This window comes from Streptomyces sp. TAA040 (assembly GCF_000424845.1).
Map to the genome: position 1 here is coordinate 24,654 of NZ_AUKR01000016.1, position 20,031 is coordinate 44,684.

Annotated in this window: 20 protein-coding genes; 17 read left to right on the forward strand and 3 right to left on the reverse strand. The window is 73.2% G+C overall.

Annotation, left to right across the window (positions count from 1 at the left end; translation table 11 throughout):
- Positions 1 to 101: 101 nt before the first annotated feature.
- The gene (locus H300_RS0115490; RefSeq protein WP_028428160.1) at positions 102 to 1,391 is read right to left on the reverse strand and encodes an ATP-grasp domain-containing protein; all 1,290 of its coding nucleotides are present in this window, start codon (positions 1,389 to 1,391) and stop codon (positions 102 to 104) included.
- A gap of 559 nt (positions 1,392 to 1,950) precedes the next feature.
- Between H300_RS0115490 and H300_RS0115495 the strand changes: the two genes are divergently transcribed.
- The 4 genes from H300_RS0115495 to H300_RS27130 all read left to right on the forward strand — a co-directional run bounded on the left by H300_RS0115495 (position 1,951) and on the right by H300_RS27130 (position 4,325).
- Positions 1,951 to 2,568, forward strand: coding sequence for an NAD(P)H-dependent oxidoreductase (locus H300_RS0115495; RefSeq protein ID WP_037980594.1), 618 nt, complete (start codon positions 1,951 to 1,953; stop codon positions 2,566 to 2,568).
- A 76-nt stretch (positions 2,569 to 2,644) separates the two neighbouring features.
- Positions 2,645 to 3,187: a cysteine hydrolase family protein gene (locus H300_RS0115500; RefSeq protein WP_028428162.1), complete on the forward strand. Its 543-nt coding sequence runs from the start codon at positions 2,645 to 2,647 to the stop codon at positions 3,185 to 3,187.
- Between the two features lie 126 nt (positions 3,188 to 3,313).
- Complete coding sequence (locus H300_RS0115505; RefSeq protein WP_037980546.1) at positions 3,314 to 3,964, forward strand: HemK2/MTQ2 family protein methyltransferase; 651 nt, start codon at positions 3,314 to 3,316, stop codon at positions 3,962 to 3,964.
- A 67-nt stretch (positions 3,965 to 4,031) separates the two neighbouring features.
- Positions 4,032 to 4,325, forward strand: coding sequence for a CDGSH iron-sulfur domain-containing protein (locus tag H300_RS27130; protein ID WP_037980549.1), 294 nt, complete (start codon positions 4,032 to 4,034; stop codon positions 4,323 to 4,325).
- On the opposite strand, the gene H300_RS0115515 is transcribed toward H300_RS27130, so the two are convergent.
- Positions 4,299 to 5,282: an iron-containing redox enzyme family protein gene (locus tag H300_RS0115515; protein WP_028428164.1), complete on the reverse strand. Its 984-nt coding sequence runs from the start codon at positions 5,280 to 5,282 to the stop codon at positions 4,299 to 4,301. The genes H300_RS27130 and H300_RS0115515 overlap by 27 nt on opposite strands.
- Before the next feature lie 647 nt (positions 5,283 to 5,929).
- Here H300_RS0115515 and mbhE point away from each other — a divergent pair.
- From mbhE to mnhG, 6 genes are read left to right on the forward strand one after another with little or no spacing between them, the layout of a single operon-like run.
- Positions 5,930 to 8,866, forward strand: coding sequence for a hydrogen gas-evolving membrane-bound hydrogenase subunit E (gene mbhE / locus H300_RS27135; RefSeq protein WP_051270082.1), 2,937 nt, complete (start codon positions 5,930 to 5,932; stop codon positions 8,864 to 8,866).
- Complete coding sequence (locus H300_RS0115525; RefSeq protein WP_028428165.1) at positions 8,863 to 9,315, forward strand: NADH-quinone oxidoreductase subunit K; 453 nt, start codon at positions 8,863 to 8,865, stop codon at positions 9,313 to 9,315. The genes mbhE and H300_RS0115525 overlap by 4 nt, the downstream gene beginning before the upstream one ends.
- Complete coding sequence (locus H300_RS27140) at positions 9,312 to 10,946, forward strand: Na+/H+ antiporter subunit D (RefSeq protein ID WP_078516034.1); 1,635 nt, start codon at positions 9,312 to 9,314, stop codon at positions 10,944 to 10,946. The genes H300_RS0115525 and H300_RS27140 overlap by 4 nt, the downstream gene beginning before the upstream one ends.
- On the forward strand, positions 10,943 to 11,716 hold the full coding sequence (locus H300_RS29345) for a Na+/H+ antiporter subunit E (RefSeq protein ID WP_051270083.1): 774 nt from the start codon (positions 10,943 to 10,945) through the stop codon (positions 11,714 to 11,716). Before H300_RS27140 ends, H300_RS29345 begins: the two co-directional genes overlap by 4 nt.
- The gene (locus H300_RS0115540) at positions 11,713 to 11,979 is read left to right on the forward strand and encodes a monovalent cation/H+ antiporter complex subunit F (protein WP_028428166.1); all 267 of its coding nucleotides are present in this window, start codon (positions 11,713 to 11,715) and stop codon (positions 11,977 to 11,979) included. Before H300_RS29345 ends, H300_RS0115540 begins: the two co-directional genes overlap by 4 nt.
- Positions 11,976 to 12,344, forward strand: a complete 369-nt coding sequence (gene mnhG, locus H300_RS0115545) for a monovalent cation/H(+) antiporter subunit G (protein WP_028428167.1) — start codon at positions 11,976 to 11,978, stop codon at positions 12,342 to 12,344. Before H300_RS0115540 ends, mnhG begins: the two co-directional genes overlap by 4 nt.
- 82 nt (positions 12,345 to 12,426) lie before the next feature.
- Here mnhG and H300_RS27150 read toward each other — a convergent pair whose 3' ends face one another.
- Positions 12,427 to 12,702 (reverse strand): DUF5133 domain-containing protein, encoded by a 276-nt coding sequence (locus H300_RS27150; protein ID WP_051270084.1) that lies wholly within the window; start codon positions 12,700 to 12,702, stop codon positions 12,427 to 12,429.
- Positions 12,703 to 13,087: 385 nt separating this feature from the next.
- Here H300_RS27150 and H300_RS0115555 point away from each other — a divergent pair, with 385 nt between their 5' ends.
- The 7 genes from H300_RS0115555 (at position 13,088) to H300_RS0115585 (ending at position 19,888) form a co-directional block, all read left to right on the forward strand.
- On the forward strand, positions 13,088 to 13,936 hold the full coding sequence (locus tag H300_RS0115555; RefSeq protein WP_051270085.1) for a VOC family protein: 849 nt from the start codon (positions 13,088 to 13,090) through the stop codon (positions 13,934 to 13,936).
- Positions 13,937 to 14,104: 168 nt separating this feature from the next.
- On the forward strand, positions 14,105 to 14,995 hold the full coding sequence (locus tag H300_RS0115560; protein ID WP_028428169.1) for an SDR family oxidoreductase: 891 nt from the start codon (positions 14,105 to 14,107) through the stop codon (positions 14,993 to 14,995).
- Positions 14,996 to 15,057: 62 nt separating this feature from the next.
- Positions 15,058 to 15,621 carry a hemerythrin domain-containing protein gene (locus H300_RS0115565; RefSeq protein WP_028428170.1) on the forward strand — a complete coding sequence of 188 codons (564 nt, stop codon included), beginning with the start codon at positions 15,058 to 15,060 and terminating at the stop codon, positions 15,619 to 15,621.
- Positions 15,622 to 15,757: 136 nt separating this feature from the next.
- Positions 15,758 to 17,857, forward strand: coding sequence for a catalase (locus H300_RS0115570; protein ID WP_028428171.1), 2,100 nt, complete (start codon positions 15,758 to 15,760; stop codon positions 17,855 to 17,857).
- A 34-nt stretch (positions 17,858 to 17,891) separates the two neighbouring features.
- Positions 17,892 to 18,236, forward strand: coding sequence for a DUF8129 domain-containing protein (locus H300_RS0115575; RefSeq protein WP_028428172.1), 345 nt, complete (start codon positions 17,892 to 17,894; stop codon positions 18,234 to 18,236).
- Positions 18,237 to 18,381: 145 nt separating this feature from the next.
- A complete protein-coding gene (locus H300_RS0115580) occupies positions 18,382 to 19,482 on the forward strand; it encodes an NAD-dependent epimerase/dehydratase family protein (protein WP_028428173.1) in 1,101 nt (366 codons plus the stop codon).
- A gap of 82 nt (positions 19,483 to 19,564) precedes the next feature.
- Entirely contained in the window at positions 19,565 to 19,888 is a 324-nt protein-coding gene (locus H300_RS0115585) for a hypothetical protein (RefSeq protein ID WP_028428174.1), read from the forward strand.
- Positions 19,889 to 20,031: the final 143 nt, after the last annotated feature.

The window sequence follows — 20,031 nt, forward strand, 5'->3', positions numbered from 1 at the left end:
GGGGTGCGGGCCGCCCGCCGGGTACCCGGCTGCGTCGCTTCGATCGCGCGGAGCGCCCACGGGATCGGACGCGATCGCCCGGTCCTCCGCCGGGCCGCCGCTCAGGCCGTGTCCTGGTCCGACTCGTCGAACTCGAAGTGCAGGGCGCGGGTGCAGCGCTCGTACGTGGCGCACATCTCGTCCTCGGAGGCCGCGCCGATGTGCAGGAGGGCGAGTTCGAAGCTGTAGCTGTCCTGCCCGGGCATCGCGGAGAGCCGCTGCCCCTCCTCGGGCACGATGTCGATCTTCACTCCGGGCTCCTGCTCCAGCAGGGCGACGACCTCCTCCTCGGTGGGCACGCGGCGCACGACCGCGTCGCCGTACCGCCGGAAGTACCACTTGCCGGCCACCTCGTAGGGGCCCTCGCCCTGCGGCATCTTCGGGTCCCGGCCCAGCGCCAGGCTGATCATGCAGTGGTGGTTCGGCACTCCGTCGACGTACTCGAACATCTCGGCGTGCGACTGCGAGTGCCTCGGGTTGATCTCCAGGAGCGTGATCCTGCCCGTGCTCGGCTCGTGGAAGTACTCGATGCTGAAGGTCGCCGAGTTCATCCCGGTCTGCTCGATCACCCGGCGCGAGACGTCCCGCAGCCGTTCGGTGACCTCGTCGGGGAGGGTGGACGGGTACTGGTGCCGGAGGAAACAGGAGCTGTCCGGGTAGGTGTGCGAGTCGAGCACCCCGTACACGACGACCTCACCGTCGTGGACGTATCCCTCCACCGCGACCTGCTCGCCGGAGATGGCCTCTTCGGCGAGGCATGCCTCGCCACCCGCCTCGCTGACCTCCGGCGGCAGCTCCACCCGGTCCAGGACGTACTGGAACGGCCGACCGATCCGGCTGACGCCGTCCCGGATCTCGTCAACGGCCTGCTGGAACTCCTCCTCGTTCCTGACGCCGAAGGCCAGCTCCGAGGAGAAGGACTTGACCGGCTTCAGCCACATCGGGAAGTCCACGCCCTCCGGCGGCTTGGCCTCACCGACGAGGTCCACCAGCCCGAAGCGCGGTATCTCCTCGACCACCTTCCGCTGCTCCAGGCGGCTCCAGTACTTGTGCTCGCACCTGAGCACCGCCTCCAGGCTCGTGCTGGGCAGGCCGTAGCGCTCGCACAGCATGGGCACAAGGGTGCTGACCGGGAAGTCCCAGTAGCCGACGACGGCGTCCACGCTGCCGTCGAAGGCGTCGAGCTTCTTCGTCGCCTTCTCCCAGAGCTGCTCCAGGTCGATCTCACCGTGCTGGAGCTCCTCGATGCCCAGCAGGGAGTGGAAGCGGCATTCCCCGGCCTCGGGCACGTCGTGCAGTGACTCCACGTTCGCCTCGTCCAGGCCGATCACGAAAACGTTCGACTGGCGCATGTGTTCCTTCTCCTTGTTCCTCGCGAGCCCCCGAACAGGAACGCGCTAAGTGGTGGGTGAGCGGCCGCGCGACGGACGCTCCGGGAAAGACCGTGTGGCGCTTGCCGCGCAGCCGTGGGAGGGGAGAGGCGTCCATCGGGGTCCGGGCCCGTGCGACCGGCCCTGCCCCGGCCCGTCCACGGGCCGGGAGGCCGGAGCGCCTGCTCCGCGCCCCCGGGAGCGCCGCTCCCCCACGTGCCTGCCTCCCGAAGCACGAAGGCCTGGTATCCGCCACACCCGATACCAAACCGTTATCCCGGAGTGGGCTGGAACACCGCCGAGCCGAGCCGGCACGCGACCGGTCCGTCACGGACGCCGCGCCGTCACGCGCCGACCCACCACCCCCGAAACGGTGCATCCCCCACATTCGTCGGCATATCGGAGGGAGACCGTCGTGGGACCGTCACACACCGCACCCCCACCGGGAGACGCCATGACGCACACCCCTGCGCGCACCACCCGCCGCGCACCGCTCTCCGGGCGGTGGTTGGCCCGGACGGCCACGGGTACTCCGGGCGGCATGAACGAGACACCTTTGACGGCAATCGCCCTGGTCTGCACCCTGAGCCCCTCCCCCTCCGAGTCGAGCACCCAGGTCCTGACCGACCAGGTGCTGGCCGAGTTCTCGAGACTCGGCGTGCGCACCGAGACGGTCCGGGTGGTGGACCACGACGTCAAGCCCGGTATCGCGCAGGACATGGGCGACGGCGACGAGTGGCCGCGACTGCGGCAGAAAGTGCTGGACAGCGACATCCTGGTGCTGGCCTCGCCGGTCTGGCTGGGCCACCCGTCCAGCGTCATGCAGCGGGTGCTGGAGCGGCTCAACGCCGACATCTCCGAGACCGACGACCAGGGCCGCCCGCTGCTGGCCGGCCGGGTCGCCACCGTCGCCGCGGTCGGCAACGAGGACGGCGCCCACCACATCGCCGCGGAGGCCCTGCAGGGGCTCAGCGACCTGGGCTTCTCGACGGCCCCGAAAGCCTCGACCTACTGGGTCGGCGAGGCGATGACCGGCACGGACTACAAGGACCTGGACGAAACGCCGGAGGCCGTGGCCTCCACGACGGCGTCGCTGGCGCGGACGGCGACCCATCTCGCGGGTCTGCTGCGCGAGCGCCCCTACCCCGCTGCCGGCTGACCGGCGACCCGGCGGGGCGGCCCCCGACGACGGCCGCCCCGCCGGGTCGGCATCCGAGATGTGCAGAAGGAGAACGGTGAGCGGTACGGCACTGATCGTGATCGACATGATCAACACCTACGATCACCCGGACGCCGAGGCGCTGCGCCCGTCCGTCGCGCGGGCGCTGCCCGGCGTGCGCCGGCTGATTCGCGAGGCGCGGGAGGCCGGGGCCGAGATCATCTGGGTCAACGACAACTTCGGCCGCTGGCGTTCGCAGCACGACGAGCTCGTCGACACCGCCCTCGCCGGGCCGCATGCCGAGCTGGTCGAACCGGTACGCCCGACCGACGACGCGCTGTTCGTCATCAAGGCACGGCACTCCATCTTCTACCAGACGCCGCTGGAGCACCTGCTCGGCGAGCTGGGGGCCGGCCACCTCGTACTGTGCGGGCAGGTCACCGAGCAGTGCGTGCTGTACTCGGCGCTGGACGCGCACATCCGCCACCTCGCGGTGACCGTCGCGCGGGACGCGGTGGCCCACATCCACACCGACCTGGCCGAGGCCGCGCTGACCATGATGGAGCGCAACATGGGCGCGACGGTGTGCCCGGCGGAGGACGTCTCCTTCGGCGAGTGACCCGTCCGGAGCGCCCCTCTTGCCGGGCCCGGCGAAGATGACCCGGCCGTTGACCAGCACGGAGGCGCGCGGAGTGATCGCCGGCACGGGTTTCACCGCGGCCGTTGCGGCTACTCGCCGCGCGTGATGCTCCTCAGACCTCCCGGTGTCTATCGCGCTCAGGACGACACCGACCTGCTGCTCACCGCGCTGCGGAACGAGCCTGTCGACCCGCACCGCCGGGTCCTGGACGTGGGAACCGGCACCGGCGCAGTGGCGATGGCCGCGGCTCGGCACGGCGGGCGGGTGACGGCGGTCGACGCCGCGCTGCGGGCGGTGCTCACCACCCGCTGCAACGCCCGGCTCCATCACTTGCCGATCCGGGTGCTCCACGGCGACCTGCTGGGGGCGGTCGACGGCGACCGGTTCGACCTGGTGCTGGCCAACCCGCCGTACGTCCCGGCCCCGTCCGAACACCTGCCGCGCCGCGGCGCGGCACGGGCCTGGGACGCGGGGCCGGACGGACGGGCCGTCGTGGACCGGATCTGCCGGGACGCCCCCTCGGCCCTGGCGCCGCGCGGAACCCTGCTGATGGTGCACTCCGCGCTGTGCGGAACGGCCCGCACCCTGGAACTGCTCGGCGCAGCCGGCCTGACGGCCTCCGTGGCCGAACGGCGCTGGGTTCCGTTCGGGCCGGTGATGCGGGCCCGGGCGGCCTGGTTGGAGGCGGTCGGACTGATCGGTCCGGGCGAGGAGAAGGAGGAACTGGTGGTGTTCCGTGCGATCGCGCGAAACTGACACGTCGCCGGAGAGCGGCGGTGAACGTGCCCCGGCACCGCATCCGGAAGGCACCGGTGCCGCTGCCGTGCGGGAGCCGGAGCTGCGCGAGGGCCCGGTCGAGATCGAGTTGGCGGACGGGACCGTCGCCCGCTCGGACCGGTTCGTGGTGGCGGTGTGCACCTGCCGGCGCAGCCGCTGCTATCCGTGGTGCGACACCAGCCACCGACGCCGCTCCCGCAGCAGTCCACCGGCGCCCGGTGGGAGCGGGCGCCCGGCGGGCGGGCAGCGGGACGAGGAGCGGGACCGGCCGCAGCGGGGCGGCGACGACGGCCCACGGGACCGGGAGCGGACGTCAGGCGTCGAGCGGGACGCGGACTGAGGAGCGACCCGCCCGCCAGTCGGCCAGCAACCGGTCGGCGAAGCGGTCCTCGACGAACACCGTGGCGTCGGCGCCGAAGGCGAGGTCGGCGGCGAGACGGGGTTCCTGGGCCAGGAGGTCGGCGACCACGTCCCGGCGGACGACCTGCTCGTGCACGGCGTCGGCCTCCACGTGCTCGCGGTAGAAGTGCTCGGCCGCGGAGCCGGCGCCCAGCCTCCTCATCGCCTCCGCCAGCCGCCGCGAGGACGGCGAGGAGGTGATCTCGACTGCGGCGAAGTGCCCGACGAGCGAGCCGCGCCGGGCGCGGTGCAGACCGAACAGCGACATCAGGTTCACCGTCGCGAGCATCTCGGCCGACCCCGCGTCCAGGTACCGCCCGGGGGCGGGGTCCAGCCCGAGGTCGACCATGAGCTTCGCGAAGAGTTCCGCGTGCACCCGGTCGCCGTGACCCGCGCCGAACTCGTCGTACGCGACGGCGACCATGCCGGCCTTCGCGCGGCCCCGCAGCCGCGGTATCACCCAGACGTGCGGGTCGGCCTCCTTCAGGTGGTAGAGCGAGCGGTGCGCGGCGTACTCGCGCATCTGCCGCAGCTCGCCCTCCCTCCGCAGGAAGTGCGAGACGCCATCCCCGTCGACCGGCTCCACCAGCAACTCGTCCAGGGCCTCGTCGGCGTCCGAGCGGGGCGGGACGTCCGCCCGCAGGGCGGTCAGGAAGCACTGCTCCAGGGCGACGCGCAGCCGCAGCAGGTCAGGGTTCCACTCCCAACCGTCGTCCACCCCGGGAAAACCGGCGTAGTGCAGTTCGTAACACGTGTTGAGCGCCAGTTGCAGGTCCTCGCCGTAGGGGTCGGCCCGCCCGGTCTCCGATTCCCCTGGCAGCGGCAGGGACCGCACGGGGGCGCTCAGCGCGTCCAGTACGGCGGCGGAGAGTTCTCCCCTGGCCTGCGGCAGCGGCATGTCCGGCTCCTTCTGCTTCGCGTGCGCGTCCCCGCCCGCCGGCGCCAGGAGTGCGGAGGGGCGGAAGACGAGCGGCACCCGTGACGGGGCCGCGACCGGCGGCGGGTGCCCGCCTCACGTACGGGCAAACCTCCCGGTGGAGCCGGTGCGGAAAGGTGCCCTCGGTTGCCGGGGCGGCGGAAGCGGCACGGCGCGCGCCCGCTCCCGGATGCCGGACCGGCGTCCCGGTACGCGTGCCGGGGCGGCCCCCGCGAAGCTGCTCTTTCGCACTCCGCACTCCGCGCCCCGAGGCTCACTGCCGAACCTTCCCTCCGTGCTTCGGACCGCACGCACCCGTGGATGCCCCGGAGCGCCCGCCTCACCCGGTCGGGTGCGTCCCCGCGGTCGGCCCTCCCGCTCGCCCGATCCGGCCCGGCAGCCCCCGGGGCCCGGGCCCGGACCCGAGCCCGGACGCCGACGATCACCCGCTCCCGTGAAGCATGAGGTCGCCGAGCCGGGGCACCCGGGCGAACCTGGCCCAACGGTCCCTGCCGGCAGCACCCCCAACGGAGCGGGGCGACGGCCACGGGCGCGAGCCCGTGCCCGCGCGCCACACCTGCGGCCCGTACGGACCGCGGACCGCAGCCCCCTACCGCCGCAGGAGTGACGTGCTGATCCTCATCGCCGCTCACGCAGCCGCCGCGGCCCTGCTTCCCGGCCTGCACGGGCGGCTCGGCCGGTGGGTCTGGGCCCTCGCCGTGCTGCCCCCGCTGGCGACTCTGGTCTGGGCCCTGGCGGGTGCGGCGTCGGTGCTCGACGGCGAGGCTCTCGGCGAGCGGGTCTCCTGGGTCCCGGCGCTCGGGCTGGGAGTGGACCTGCGGCTGGACGCGCTGGCGCTGCTGATGACGGTGGTGGTCAGCGGTGTCGGGGTACTCGTACTGACGTACAGCACGGGCTACTTCGCCGAGGACGCCGGCCGGCAGGCGGCACTGCTGGTGGCCTTCGCCGGCAGCATGCTGGGCCTGGTCACCGCGGACAACCTGCTGCTGCTCTACGTCTTCTGGGAACTGACCACCGTGGTCTCCTTCCTGCTGATCGCGGGGCGCGGACGCAGCGGGGAGCACCGGCGCGCCGCCCAGCAGGCGCTGCTCACCACGACCGGCGGCGGACTGACGATGCTGCTCGGCTTCGTGCTGCTCGGCGAGGCGGGCGGCACCTACCGGATCTCCGAACTGCTGGCCGACCCCCCGCGCGGCGGTTACGTGACGGCCGCCGTGGTCCTGGTACTCGTCGGCGCGTTCGCCAAGGCCGCGATGATGCCGCTGCACGGATGGCTGCCGGCCGCGATGGTGGCGCCGACACCGGTGAGCGCGTACCTGCACGCGGCCGCGATGGTGAAGGCCGGTGTCTACCTGATCGCCCGGCTGGCGCCCGGCTTCGCCGACGTGCCGCCCTGGCGGGCGACGGTGCTGGCGGTGGGCGCGTTCTCGCTGGTGGTCGGCGCGTGGCGGGGGTTGTTCGAGCACGATCTCAAGCGGATCCTGGCGTACGGGACGATCAGCGAGCTGGGTCTGCTGGTGATGCTGCTGGGGTACGGCACCAGGACGGCGGCGCTGGCCGGCGCGGTGATGCTGCTCGCGCACGCGACGTTCAAGTCCGCGCTGTTCCTGTTCAGCGGCACCGTCGAGAAGGCCACCGGGACCCGGGACATCAGAAAGCTCGCGGGACTCGGGCGGCGGCACCGGTGGCTGTGGGCCACCGTCCTGGCCGCCGCCTCCATGGCCGGACTGCCGCCGCTGATCGGATTCCTCGGGCACGAGGCGGCGTTCAAGGCCTTCATGCTGCCCGCGGGCCCGGTGCCGGCCCTGGGCGGCGAGGCGCGGTTCGCGCCCTGGGCCCTCGGGGCACTGGTGCTGGGCGCCGTGCTGACCGTGGCCTACAGCGCCCGGCTGGTGCACGGCGTGTTCGCCGGCCCGCCGAGCGATCCCGTCCGCAGGTCGAGGCCGCCCGGCCTCTGGCTGACCGCTCCCGGCGTCGTGCTGTCCGTGACGTGCCTGGCGCTGGGACTGGCCTACCCCCTCACCTCGGCGGTGACCGCACCGTACGCGGACGGCCTGCCCTCGGTCGACAAGCCGTACCACCTGGCGCTGTGGCACGGGTTCACCCCGGTACTGGGGATCTCCGCGCTGTCGGTGGCGGTCGGGCTGGTCCTGCTGCCGGTGGCCGGCGACCGGTTGCGGCGGCTGCGGGCCGCGGTGCCCGGGCCGCCCGAGGCGCAGAAGTCCTATCTGCGGACCATCGCCGGCCTCAACTCGGCCGCCGTACGGATCACCCGCCGCACCCAGGTCGGCTCACTCCCCGCGTACCTGACGGTGGTGCTGGGCGTGGTGCTGGTGCTCCCCGGTGGCGCGGCACTCCTGCACGCCGGTGCGCTGCCGCTGCCGGACGACTTCCGGCTCTGGCGGGAAGGGCTGCAACTACCCCTCGCGGCTGTCGTGCTCACCGCCGCCGCGGGCCTGGTGAGCGCCCGCCACCGGTTGACGGCCGTGCTGCTGGCCGGTGCCGTCGGTTACGGAGTGGCCGGCGTCTTCCTGCTGCACGGCGCCCCCGACGTGGCGCTGGCGCAGTTCCTGATCGAGTCCCTGACACTGGTCATCTTCGTACTGGCGCTGCGCGGTCTGCCGTCCGACATGGGACCGCGCCGGGTGCCCGCCCGGGTTCTGGCCGTCCGGGCCGCCGTGTCGGTGGCGGCCGGCCTCTTCGTGGCCCTGTTCGCCGTGGTCGTCAGTGCGATCCGGCGGGACCCGGAGGTCGCGGCGGAGCTGATCGGACGGGTGAAGGAGGCCGGCTCGCACAACGTCGTCAACGCGATCCTGATCGACTTCCGTGCCCTGGACACGCTCGGGGAGATCTCGGTGCTGCTGGTGGCGGCCATCGGCGCGACCGCGCTGTTCGGCCACCACGGGCCGGGCCCGTACCGCGAGTCCGCCAGGCCGAAAGTGTCGCTGCCCGAGCACGAGCGCTCGGTGGCGCTGGAGATCGTGGTCCGTCTGCTCTTCCCGTCGATCCTGGTGCTCTCCGTGTACCTGCTTTTCTCCGGCCACCTGCGTCCCGGCGGCGGATTCGCCGGCGGACTGGTGGCCGTCCAGGCCTTCGCCCTGCGCTATCTGGTGGGCGGCCGTTCCGACCTGGGCTTCTCGGGTCCGCTGGACTCGCGGGTGCTCGCGGGCGGCGGGCTTGCCCTCGCCGGTCTCAGCGGACTCGTCCCGTTCCTGTTCGGGGGGCCGCCGCTCGCCACGCACGTGGTGGAGGCCGACGTCCCCGTGCTGGGCCACCTGGAGTTCGCCACCAGCATCGTCTTCGACGTGGGGGTGTTCGCCGTGGTGCTCGGCGTCGGTCTGCTGCTGCTGTCCGCCGTGGGCCCGTCCCAGGAGCCCGTCCCCTCGGGCCGGGGCCATCCGGCCGGTGGCGGCACGGCGGCCGAGGGGACGGCCGGCGCCCCCGGGGACACCGAACCGGCCGGGCCGGCCGGAACAGCCGCCGGAGCGGACGCCGGGGGAACGGGCGAACGGACGGCGGCAGCCGACGGGAGGGCCGGCCGATGAGAGAGCTGGACCTCACCACCGCTCTGGTACTGGCCGGGCTGTTCGCCTCGGGCTTCTTCCTGGTGCTCCAGCGCACCCTGATGCGGTTGCTGTTCGGCTTCCTGATGCTGGGCCACGCCACGAACCTGCTGCTGCTCGCCACCGGGCCCGCCGGAGCACCGCCCATCACCGGGGAGGTCCGCGCCGGTCAGGAGACGGACTCGGATCCGCTCCCCCAGGCGATGGCGCTGACGGCCATCGTCATCACCTTCGCGCTGACCGTCTTCCTGCTCGCACTGGTGCACCGCGCCTGGCGGCTCAACGGCCACGACGAGGTCCGCGACGACGCCGAGGACCGGCGGCTGGAGAAGGCCGGTGACGGCCAGCACGGGACGTCCCCCGAACCGGCGACCACCCAGCCGGGACCGGGAGCCGGCCCGCCCGAGCGCGAGGAGGGGAACGACCGGTGAACGCACTGCTCGTCTCCGCTCCCGTCCTGCTGCCGCTGTTCGCGGCCGGCCTGTCGCTGGCCGTCCGCCGCAGCGCCCTGCTGCAACGGGTGCTGGGACTCGTGGTGCTCCTCGCGACCCTGGTGGACGCCGTCGCACTGCTCGTCATGACCGACCGCGAGGGGCCGATGGTGGTCGCGGTCGGCGGCTGGTCGGCGCCGGTGGGGATTTCGCTCGTCGCCGACCGCACCTCGGCGCTGCTGCTGACCATCGCGCTGGCGGTCGCACTGGCCATCCTGGTGTTCGCCGTGGGCCAGGGCTCTGCGGAGTCCTGGGCGTCCCGGCCCGCCTTCCATCCGGCCTACCTGGTACTGCTCGCGGGCGTCGGGCTCGCGTTCCTCACCGGAGACCTGTTCAACCTGTTCGTCGCGTTCGAGGCGATGCTCGCCGCTTCCTACGTGCTGATCAACCTCGGTGCCGACGAGAGGCGCATCCACGCCGGGATGACGTACACGGTCACCAGCCTGCTCTCCTCGATGCTCTTCCTGACCGCGGTGGCACTGGTCTACTCCGCCACCGGCACCGTCAACCTCGCCGACCTCAGCCAACGGGTGCCGGAGCTCCCCGACGGCGTGCAGAGCGTGCTCGGACTGCTCCTCCTGGTCGTCTTCGGCATCAAGGCGGCGATGGTGCCGCTGCACTTCTGGCTGCCGGACAGCTATCCGACCGCGCCGGCCCCCATCACCGCGGTGCTCGCCGCGCTGCTGACGAAGGTGGGCCTCTACGCGATGGTGCGCACCCAGACCCTGCTCTTCCCGCGCACCGAGACCTGGACGCTGCTGCTCTGGCTGGCCGCCGCGACCCTGCTCCTGGGCGTGCTGGGCGCGGTCGCGCAGCAGGACCTCAACCGGATGCTGTCCTTCGTCCTGGTCGCCCACATCGGCTACCTGCTCTTCGGCCTCGCCCTGTCCACCGCGGACGGCCTGAGCGGCACCCTGCTGTACGCCGTGCACCACATCGCGGTGCAGGCGGCCCTGTTCCTGATCGCCGGCATGATCGCGTCCTGGAGCGGGACGGCGGCACTGAGCCGGCTCAACCGCGCGCCCGCTCCCCCCACACTGCTGGCCGGGCTCTTCCTGGTCTCCGCGATGAGCCTCGCCGGGCTGCCGCCGTTCTCCGGGTTCGTGGCGAAACTGGCCCTGCTGCGGGCGGGTGCCGCCACCGGTGGCCCGCTGGTGATCGCCGTGATGGCCGCGGCGCTGCTCACCAGCCTGCTCACGCTGTACGCGATGGCCCGCGTCTGGCGGGCCGCGTTCGCCCAGGGGGAACCCGACCCCGACGCCGGCGAGTCCCGCCGCGCCCCCGCCGACCCGGCGCATCCGGCCGAGGGGCACGGCCGCGTACGCGGCATCCGCGCGATGGCCGCCTCGACGACCGGCATCGTGCTGGTGGGAGTGGCGCTCGCCGCCGGGGCCGGACCGCTCGCGGCCGTGACCGAGCGCGCGGGCGAGGACCTGCGGCAGCCGGAGGTCTACCGGCAGGCGGTCCTCCCCGGCGACGGCGCGGGAAGCGCGGACGGCAAGGGTGCGGGGCCTGCGCAGGGCTCTGCGTCCGGCCACAGGCGGGACCGGGACCGGGAGGTGGCGCGATGAGCGGCGGAACGCGGACGGACGGGGCCGGGAACGGGAACGGGACGCAGGCCGGGCGGGTGCCCTCCCACCCGCGGGTGGGAAGGGTCGGCTCGATGGGGCAGCGGCGCCGGCTCATGGCGGTCTGCGGGCTGTGGGCCCTGTGGGTGCTGCTCTGGGGGTCGGTCAGCGCGATCGTGCTGCTGTCCGGGGGGCTGGTGGCCCTCGCCGTCACCCTGATCTACCCGGCACCGACCAGCGCGGCACGGCTCAGGGTTCGTCCCTGGCCCCTGCTCGTGCTGCTCGCCCACACCGGGGCGGACCTGGTGGTCTCCGGGGCCACCGTCGCCTGGGCCGCCCTCCGGCAGGGCCCGGCCGTCCGGTCCGCGGTGGTGGAGGTTCCGCTGCGGACGGACGTCGACCTGCTGGTGGACGGAGTCGTCCAACTGACCAGCCTGACGCCCGGGTCGCTCGTGCTGGAGATCGACCGCGAGACCCGGCGGGTGTACGTCCACGTACTGCCGGTCACCGGCCCCGAGGACGCCGACCGCCGCCGCGAGAAGGTGACGGCCACCGAGCGCCGGGTGCTGCGGGCGTTCGACTCTGTGCCCGCCGTGCCGCACGACGCGGACGCGGGCGGACGCGGGGACGAGGACCCCGGGACGGGCGGAATCCCCGGCGGGAGCGGGAAGACTCCCGGAGACGGGAGACAGGAAGCGGCGGGCAGCGACGCACTGCGTCGCGACCGCCGGGACGGCGGTGCCGCACCGCACCGCGGAGAGGACCCCTCATGAACGTCGTCGCCGTCGTCGCGCTGAGCGTGCTCGCGGTCGCCGCACTGCTGGTGCTCGCCCGGCTGCTCCGCGGGCCGCACGCACTGGACCGGATCAACGCCGTGGACGTACTGGTGACCCAGGTCGTCGCAGGGGCGGCCGTCGCCGCGGCGGTGTGGGAGTACACCACCGTCCTGCCGGTACTCATCGCGCTCGCGCTGCTCGGCTTCACAGGATCGGTGGTCGCCGCGCGCCTGGTGGAGGAACGGGAGGACATGCGGTGAACCTCGTCGTCGACGCCCTGACCGCTCTGCTGCTGGTGTCCGGAGCGCTGTTCTCTCTCTCCGCCTCGATCGGCCTGCTGCGGTTCCCCGACTCGCTCGCACGTCTGCAGGCCTCGTCGAAGGCGCAGTCGCTGGGCCTGGTGCTGATCCTGGTGGGGGCCGCGGTGCGCACCCCGGCCCCCTACACGGGCCCGCTGCTGCTCATCGCGGTGTTCCACCTGATCACCTCGCCAGTGACCGCGCAGATCATCGGGCGGGTCGCCTACCGGACCGACGCGATCGACGGCGAGCGACTCGCCGTCGACCAGTTGGCCGGTACCCCCGCGGCCGGACGCCGACGGGACCGGGCGCGCCGCGACGGCTGATCCTGGCAGGGAACGGCTCCCGGACGGCACACGTGGCGCGCCGTGCGGGAGCGGAAAGGGGACGCTTCGGCAGGAGGGCGCGTCAGCTTTCGCCAGTGCCCCACTGCGGGGTACCGGCGGGCGTGCCGCCGGAGGCGACGGTGGTGGACAGCCCAGCAAGCGTCGAGGACAGCCAGGTCCGCGCGACGGTCAGCGCCTCGGCCACCTCCCGGGTGCCGGTGGTCACGCAGAGCGTGTAGCAGACGTCGTCGAAAGCGCGCTGCACGGTCGCCGTCCCGCCTGTGCCGTGGCTCTGGGCCCGGTACCTCTCGTAGCGTTCCAGCAACTCGGACAGCACTGCCGGGTGAGCCACCAACATGGTCCCTCCTGGGGCGGGAGAAAGAGCGGTATTCAGGGACGGCCGGGGAGAGGAACACTTCGCGTTCCGCCGTGCGGACAGCCGCGGGCACGGCACCCTCAGGTTTCCGGAAATACCGGGGCCGAAACCCCGGGCCGGAAGTTTCCACCCCGCCGGCGCAGACCGGCTCAGGGGCGCGCGGCTCCCCCTTGCGCCTGCGCGGGCCCGAACGGCGCGGGGGCGGACGGTGAAATCGGCGATCGCCCGGTTTGGAACGGACCTCGTGGTGTTACGCGTGTGCTGGGCGTCGGCCGACGGCGCCCGTGCGACCCCGTCCCCCGCTGCTGCGGGCACCACCCGCCCCGCGCGGGGCGGCGGTCCCGAGGGGCGAGAGGAGCCGAGGACAGTGGGCTCGACGAAACACGCGGTGCACGGCGCTCCGTGCTGGGTCAACCTCGCCACCCGGCGGTTGGACCGGGCGGCGGACTTCTACGGCACGGTGCTGGGCTGGGAGTACACCCGCGAGCGCGGGGCTCCGGGCAGCGACCTGGTCGCTCTCCAGGACGGGATCCCGGTCGCCGGGATCCGGCAGGTCACCCCTGCCACGGCATTCGCCACCGCCTGGGTCCCCTACTTCGCGGTGGACGACGCGGACGAGGCGGCCGAGCGGGTGCGGGAGCGGGGAGCGACGGTCGGCGTGGGTCCAATGAAGTTCCGCTCCGGACGCGCGGCCTGGGCGGGCGATCCGGCGGAGGCGGTGTTCGCCCTGTGGGAGGGCGAGGTCTCGGCCGACTGGCAGGTCTCGCACGGCCGGACCGCCGGCTGGCTGGAGCTGCGCACCCGCGACCCGTTCGCCTCCGCGATGTTCTACGGCGGCGTCTTCGACTGGAACCGGTCGGCACGGGACGGTTTGCAGGTCGGCTACGAGGACGCCGGGATCGTGCTGCGGATCGCCGGCCGGCAGGTCGCGCTGCTCTCCGCGGTCGGCGGGGCCTCCCAGGAGGACGCGGACCCCGAACGCACACGGGCGTCCGACACGCCCGCGCAGTGGCGGGTGCACTTCCACGTGGTCGACATCGACGCGGTCGTCGGGGCTGTGGCCGCGGCGGGCGGAGAGGTCGTCGAGCCACCGCACCCGGCGGTCGACGAGTGGGCGGCGACGCTGCGCGACCCCGAGGGCGCCTCGTTCCACGTCGCGCAGACCCACGAGGGGCTGACCGGCTCCGGCACCCCCGAGCGGGCCTCCCTGCGATAGCCCGTCCCGCAGAGCCCGGAGGGCGGGCCCGTCGGGGACCGGGCGGGAGGAGCGGCAGCGGTCTCGGCGAAGACGGCTGTTTGGCCGGGCACCGCCCGGGAACCCGGCGATTCTCGCTTACCGGGCGAACCGAGCACATCCGTTGAAACAATTCCTCATGGAGGGGTTTTGCCTCCCACCGATGACGAGATCCAGGACCCCGCGGAGCGCCACCCGAAGCCGCCCTTCCCCCAGCAGGACGAGGAGCCTCCCGGCAACACGGGGGACATGGAACCGCGACCGGACCACGGCGAGGACTCCTACCGCGGCAGCGGCCGCCTGCAGGACCGGAAGACGCTGGTGACCGGGGGCGACTCCGGGATCGGCCGGGCAGTCGCGCTCGCCTTCGCTCGCGAAGGAGCCGACGTGGCGCTGACGTACCTCCCCGAGGAGGAGGACGAGGCACGCGAGACGGCGGCCCTGGTGGAAGCGGCAGGCCGGAAGGCACTGCCCGTCCCGTGCGACATCCGGGAGGAGGGCGAGTGCCGGCGGCTGATCGACGTCACGGCCGGCGAGTTCGGCCGGATCGACGTGCTGGTGAACAACGCCGCCTACCAGATGTCGCAGCCCGAGGGCATCGAGGACATCACCACCGAGCAGTTCGACCGGGTCGTGCGCACCAACCTCTACGGAATGTTCTGGCTGAGCAAGATGGCGCTCCCGCACATCCCGCGGGGCGGCAGCATCATCAACACCACTTCGGTGCAGGCCTACAAGCCGAGCGGTCACCTGCTCGACTACGCGATGACGAAGGGCGGGATCGCGACCTTCACCCAGGGGCTGGCCGGGTTGCTCGTCGAGCGCGGTGTCCGGGTGAACGCGGTCGCCCCGGGACCCGTGTGGACGCCGCTGATCCCCTCCACCCTCCCCGACACCTCGAAGTTCGGTGAACAGAGCCCGATCGGGCGGGCGGCCCAGCCCGCCGAGATGGCCCCGGCCTACGTCTTCCTCGCCTCGCCGGAGGCGAGCTACATCACCGCCGAGATCGTCAACGCCACGGGCGGCACGCCGCTGCCCTGACGGTCCGGGCCGGCACCGCACACCCCTCGGGCCCCGGGCCCGGTGAGAAGGAGAAAGACGCCATGGGACACGGCGGAACAGTCGTCGACGAACTCACCACAGACCACCGCGAGGTCGGGGAGATCTTCAGCCGCATCGAGAGCCTGCCGCCCGGCGACGCCCGCCGCGGGGAGGCCGTCGACGAGGTGACGATCGAACTCGTCCGCCACTCGGTCGCCGAGGAGGCCCACCTCTACCCGGCGGTCCGCAGGTACCTGCCCGACGGCGACGCGGTCGCCGACCGGGAGATCGAGGACCACGCCACAGCCGAGAAGCTGATGAAGGACCTCGAGGGCATGGACGCGGACGGACCCGAGTTCGACCGGACCGTCGGCGCCCTGATGGAGGACGTCCGCGCGCACCTGGCGGAGGAGGAACAGGACCTGTTCCCCCGCTTGCGGGCGGTGGTCGGCGAGGACAGGCTGATGGAGCTGGGCGACCAGGTGCGCAAGGCCAAGCGCACCGCGCCGACCCGTCCGCACCCCGGCGCGCCGGACACCCCGCCCGCCAACAGACTGCTCGCCCCGGGCCTCGGCCTCGTGGATCGCGTCCGTGACGCGGTCTCCGGCCGGGGCTCCCCGGACTGACGAGCGGCAGGGCGGGGACCGACTCCGGACCCCGCCCGAGGCACCGCCCCCGCATCCCCCGTGCACCCGTCCGGACACCCGGAGCAGGCGCCTGCCGGGGGCCCCGACCCCGTCGCACCAGCAGAAGGAGCCCGTCATGGCCGAGGACCGCAAGCAGGCCCAGCGCGAACGGCACCGCGCCGAGGACCCGGAGTCCGGACCGCTCACCACCGATCAGGGGGTGACGGTCGACCACACCGACGACTCGCTCACCGCGGGCGAGCGCGGGCCCACCCTGATGGAGGACTTCCACTTCAGGGAGAAGCTCACCCACTTCGACCACGAGCGCATCCCGGAACGGGTGGTGCACGCGCGCGGCGCTGGCGCCTACGGCTGGTTCGAGCCGTACGAGTCGTGCGCCGAGTTCACCCGCGCGGCCTTCCTCTCCGACCCCTCCGTCCGTACCCCTGTCTTCGTCCGGTTCTCCACCGTCCAGGGACCGCGCGGTTCCGCCGACACGGTCCGGGACGTGCGCGGGTTCGCGACGAAGTTCTACACCTCCGAGGGCAACTTCGACCTGGTCGGCAACAACATGCCGGTGTTCTTCATCCAGGACGGGATCAAGTTCCCGGACTTCGTGCACGCGGTGAAGCCGGAGCCGCACCACGACATGCCGACCGGCGCGTCTGCGCACGACACGCTGTGGGACTTCGTGTCGCTCCAGCCCGAGACGATGCACATGATGATGTGGCTGATGTCGGACCGGGCGATCCCCCGCAGCTACCGGATGATGCAGGGCTTCGGCGTGCACACCTTCCGGTTCGTCGACGCCGAGGGCCGGGGCACGTTCGTCAAGTTCCACTGGACCCCGAAGCTGGGCGCCCACTCGCTGGTCTGGGACGAGGCCCAGGAGTGCATGGGCCGCGACCCCGACTTCAACCGGCGCGACCTGTGGCAGGCGATCGAGGCCGGCGAGTTCCCCGAGTGGGAACTCGGAGTCCAGCTGGTCTCCGAAGAGGACGAGTTCGCCTTCGACTTCGACCTGCTCGACGCGACCAAGATCATTCCGGAGGAGCAGGTGCCGGTCCGGCCCATCGGGCGGCTGGTGCTGGACCGGAACCCGGACAACTTCTTCGCCGAGACCGAACAGGTCGCCTTCCACACCGCCAACGTGGTTCCCGGCATCGACTTCACCAACGACCCGCTGCTCCAGGCCCGGCTCTTCTCCTACCTGGACACCCAGCTGATCCGGCTCGGAGGTCCCAACTTCGCCCAGTTGCCGGTGAACCGGCCGGTCGCGCCGGTGCGCACCAACCAGCGGGACGGATACCATCAGTCGGCGATCCACCGGGGCACGAACTACTCCCCCAACTCGCTGGGCGGCGGCTGCCCCGTCGTCGCCGGCGCCGGGGGCTCCGCGTTCAGCCACTACACCGAGCGCGTCGACGGGCAGAAGATCCGCAAGCGCAGCGCGAGCTTCGAGGACCACTACAGCCAGGCCGCGTTGTTCTGGCACAGCATGAGCGGCTGGGAGCAGCAGCACATCATCGAGGCGTTCCGGTTCGAGCTCGGCAAGGTGGAGGCGATGCCGGTGCGCGAGCGCACCGTGCGCGAACTCACCCGCGTCGACGGGCGGCTGGCCGCCGAGGTCGCCAAGGGCATCGGCGTGGCCCCGCCCGCCGAGCAGGAGGGTGCGCCGCCGCACCCGACCGCGTCCCCCGCTCTGAGCCTGGAGTCGCTGCCGGGGGACGGTTCCATCCGCACCCGGCAGATCGCGGTGCTGGTCACGGACGGGGTGGACGCCGCGCAGGTGCGGGCACTCCGGGCCGCACTGGAACCGCAGGGCGCCGTCGTCGAGGCGCTGGCCCCGCAGGACGGCGCCGTCCAGGGGGCCGGTGGCGAGACGCTCCCGGTGGACCGCGCGCTGCCCACGGTGGCCTCGGTGCTCTACGACGCGGTGCTCCTGCCGGACGGGCCCGCCCAGGCCCTGGCCTCCGCCGCCGGTGGAGCGGTGACGCGTTTCGTCGGGGACGCCTTCCGGCACGGCAAGGCCGTGGGGGCGCTCGGTGCGGCGGTGGAGGTGCTGGACGGGCTGCCGCCGGTCCGCGACCACACCGCTCCGGTGGGCGCCGGCGGGCTCGTGGAGAACGCCGGAGTCGTCACCGACCGCTCCGGCGACCCGGCGCTGGAGGACTTCCTCCGGATGTTCACCACCTGCGTGGCCGCCCACCGCAACCGCAGCCGGCCGGCGGCCTGACCCGCCACCCGGCCGAGTACCGAGGAGGACGACCATGAGCAGCGAGAACGCACTTCCGCTCGCCGACTGGGACGAGCTGCCGGTGAACGCCGTGGAGCACCGGATCCGCAGCCTGGAGGAGGCGGAGCTGGAGGAACTGCTCGCCCATGAGCGGGCCCACGCCGACCGGGCCGGGGTGAAGCTGCTGCTGGAGAGCCGTGTCCGGCAGTTGCGGGAGGGCGGAACGCCCTCCCCTGGCGGCTCGTCCGAGGGCACCGGAGCGCCGGCAGGGCGCCGTACGGGGTCACCGGTGACACCGGCCACCTCGCCCGAGCCCGGTCACGGTCCGCCGCACGGTTCGCCCCACCAGATGGGCAAGGGCGACCGCCAGGGGCCCTGAGCGGGCCGGCCCCGTGCGGCCCCGGCCCCGCCGGGGCCGCACGGCGCAGGCGGGCCCGACGGGAGCCGCATGCGCGGGAAGGCGCGGGGTAACTCCGCACGAGTCGGGCGCCCGCACAGCCGGCGGCCGGGAAAAGGGGACGGACATGGCGCACGCATCGAAACGGCCGGGCACCGGGGTCCGGGTGGTGGTGACCGGAGCCAGCGGCAACGTCGGCACCGGGGTGCTGCGGGCCCTCGCCGCGGACCCGGAGGTCGCCTCCGTGACCGCTGTCGCGCGCAGGCCGCCGCGGTGGCAGCCGGAGGGAACGCACTGGCTGAGCACCGACATCGGCAGGGAGCGTGCCTCGGAGGCGCTCACCGAGGCCTTTCGCGGCGCGGACGCGGTCATCCACCTGGCCTGGCTGATGCAGCCGAGTCACGCGCCCGCGATCACCTGGCGCACCAACGTGCTGGGCACCGAGCGGGTGCTCCGCGCCGTCGCGGCGGCGGGGGTGCCGGCCGTGGCCGTCGCGTCGTCGGTCGCCGCGTACTCCCCCAGGGACGCCGCCGACCCGGACCGGCCGGTGGACGAGTCGTGGCCGACGCACGGCTGGCCGACCGCCGCCTACTCCCGGGAGAAGGCCTACGTGGAGCGGCTCCTCGACATCTTCGAGGAGGCGCACCCGGCAGTTCGGGTGGTACGGATGCGGTCGGCCTTCGTCTTCCAGCAGCAGGCCGCGATGGAGCAGCGCCGGCTGTTCGCGGGACCGCTGCTGCCCAACCGGCTGCTCCGTCCGGGAGTGGTCCCCTTCGTGCCCGACGTGCCGGGGCTGCGCTTCCAGGCCGTCCACACCGACGACGTCGCCGACGCCTTCGCCCGGGCGGTGCACCGTCCGGTGCGCGGTGCCTTCAACCTCGCGGGCGAGCAGCCGCTCGACGCAGCGGAGCTGGCGAAGCTCCTGGAGGCCCGCACGGTGCGGGTGCCCGAACTGCCGGTGCGGTCGCTGCTCGCGGCCGCGTGGCGGCTGCGGATGGTCCCCGCCTCCCCGCAACTCTTCGACACGCTGCTGCGGCTGCCGCTGCTGGCGACCGGCCGGGCCCGCGAGGAACTCGACTGGCAGCCCCACCGCACCGGCCCGCAAGCAGTGGCCGCGCTGCTGTGCGGCCTGCGGCACGGCTCCGGCGGGCCCACCCCCACGCTCCGCAGCGGCAGCGCCGCCGACCGGCTGGACGAGGCCGCCACCGGAGTGGGCGGCCGGCCCTGACGGGCGCGGGTTCGACAGACCGCGGCCTGTGGCGAACCCGCGCCACCACCCGCCCACGCCCCACCGAGAAGGAGAATCAATCATGCCCAGTGGTTCCTCCCCCAAGCGGGAACGGCAGTACGAGCACGTCAAGGAAGGCGCCGAGGAGCGCGGCACCAGCACCTCACGGGCCAAGGAGATCGCCGCCCGCACGGTCAACAAGGAACGTGCCCAGTCGGGTGAGAGCGCGACCGCCAGCCGCACCTCGACCAAGGACAAGCCGGCGCCGGTGCGCGGCGGCGAGCGCTCCCACAAGGGCTCCGGCGGGCCCACGTACGACCAGCTCTATGCCGAGGCGCAGCGCCGCAACGTCAGGGGCCGGTCGCAGATGAGGAAGGCCGACCTGGAGCGGGCACTCGACAAGTAACCCAACCCTCCCGTGCTACCCGGCCGCTCCGTCCGTCCCACCCGTCCCGGCTTCCGCGGCATCTCGTCGATCGGGAGCCGGGACGGATCGTTCCGGAGGAGCAGGGCCGGGGCGCGGGATCGACGGGCGCGGCCGGGACAGAG

Bases quoted from the DNA above. Each gene is read 5' to 3' on its own strand.
- H300_RS0115490 (WP_028428160.1), bottom strand. From the start codon at position 1,391: ATGCGCCAGTCGAACGTTTTCGTGATCGGCCTGGACGAGGCGAACGTG.
- H300_RS0115495 (WP_037980594.1), top strand. From the start codon at position 1,951: ATGAACGAGACACCTTTGACGGCAATCGCCCTGGTCTGCACCCTGAGC.
- H300_RS0115505 (WP_037980546.1), top strand. From the start codon at position 3,314: ATGCTCCTCAGACCTCCCGGTGTCTATCGCGCTCAGGACGACACCGAC.
- H300_RS0115515 (WP_028428164.1), bottom strand. From the start codon at position 5,282: ATGCCGCTGCCGCAGGCCAGGGGAGAACTCTCCGCCGCCGTACTGGAC.
- H300_RS0115525 (WP_028428165.1), top strand. From the start codon at position 8,863: ATGAGAGAGCTGGACCTCACCACCGCTCTGGTACTGGCCGGGCTGTTC.
- H300_RS29345 (WP_051270083.1), top strand. From the start codon at position 10,943: ATGAGCGGCGGAACGCGGACGGACGGGGCCGGGAACGGGAACGGGACG.
- H300_RS0115540 (WP_028428166.1), top strand. From the start codon at position 11,713: ATGAACGTCGTCGCCGTCGTCGCGCTGAGCGTGCTCGCGGTCGCCGCA.
- H300_RS27150 (WP_051270084.1), bottom strand. From the start codon at position 12,702: ATGTTGGTGGCTCACCCGGCAGTGCTGTCCGAGTTGCTGGAACGCTAC.
- H300_RS0115565 (WP_028428170.1), top strand. From the start codon at position 15,058: ATGGGACACGGCGGAACAGTCGTCGACGAACTCACCACAGACCACCGC.
- H300_RS0115570 (WP_028428171.1), top strand. From the start codon at position 15,758: ATGGCCGAGGACCGCAAGCAGGCCCAGCGCGAACGGCACCGCGCCGAG.
- H300_RS0115575 (WP_028428172.1), top strand. From the start codon at position 17,892: ATGAGCAGCGAGAACGCACTTCCGCTCGCCGACTGGGACGAGCTGCCG.
- H300_RS0115580 (WP_028428173.1), top strand. From the start codon at position 18,382: ATGGCGCACGCATCGAAACGGCCGGGCACCGGGGTCCGGGTGGTGGTG.
- H300_RS0115585 (WP_028428174.1), top strand. From the start codon at position 19,565: ATGCCCAGTGGTTCCTCCCCCAAGCGGGAACGGCAGTACGAGCACGTC.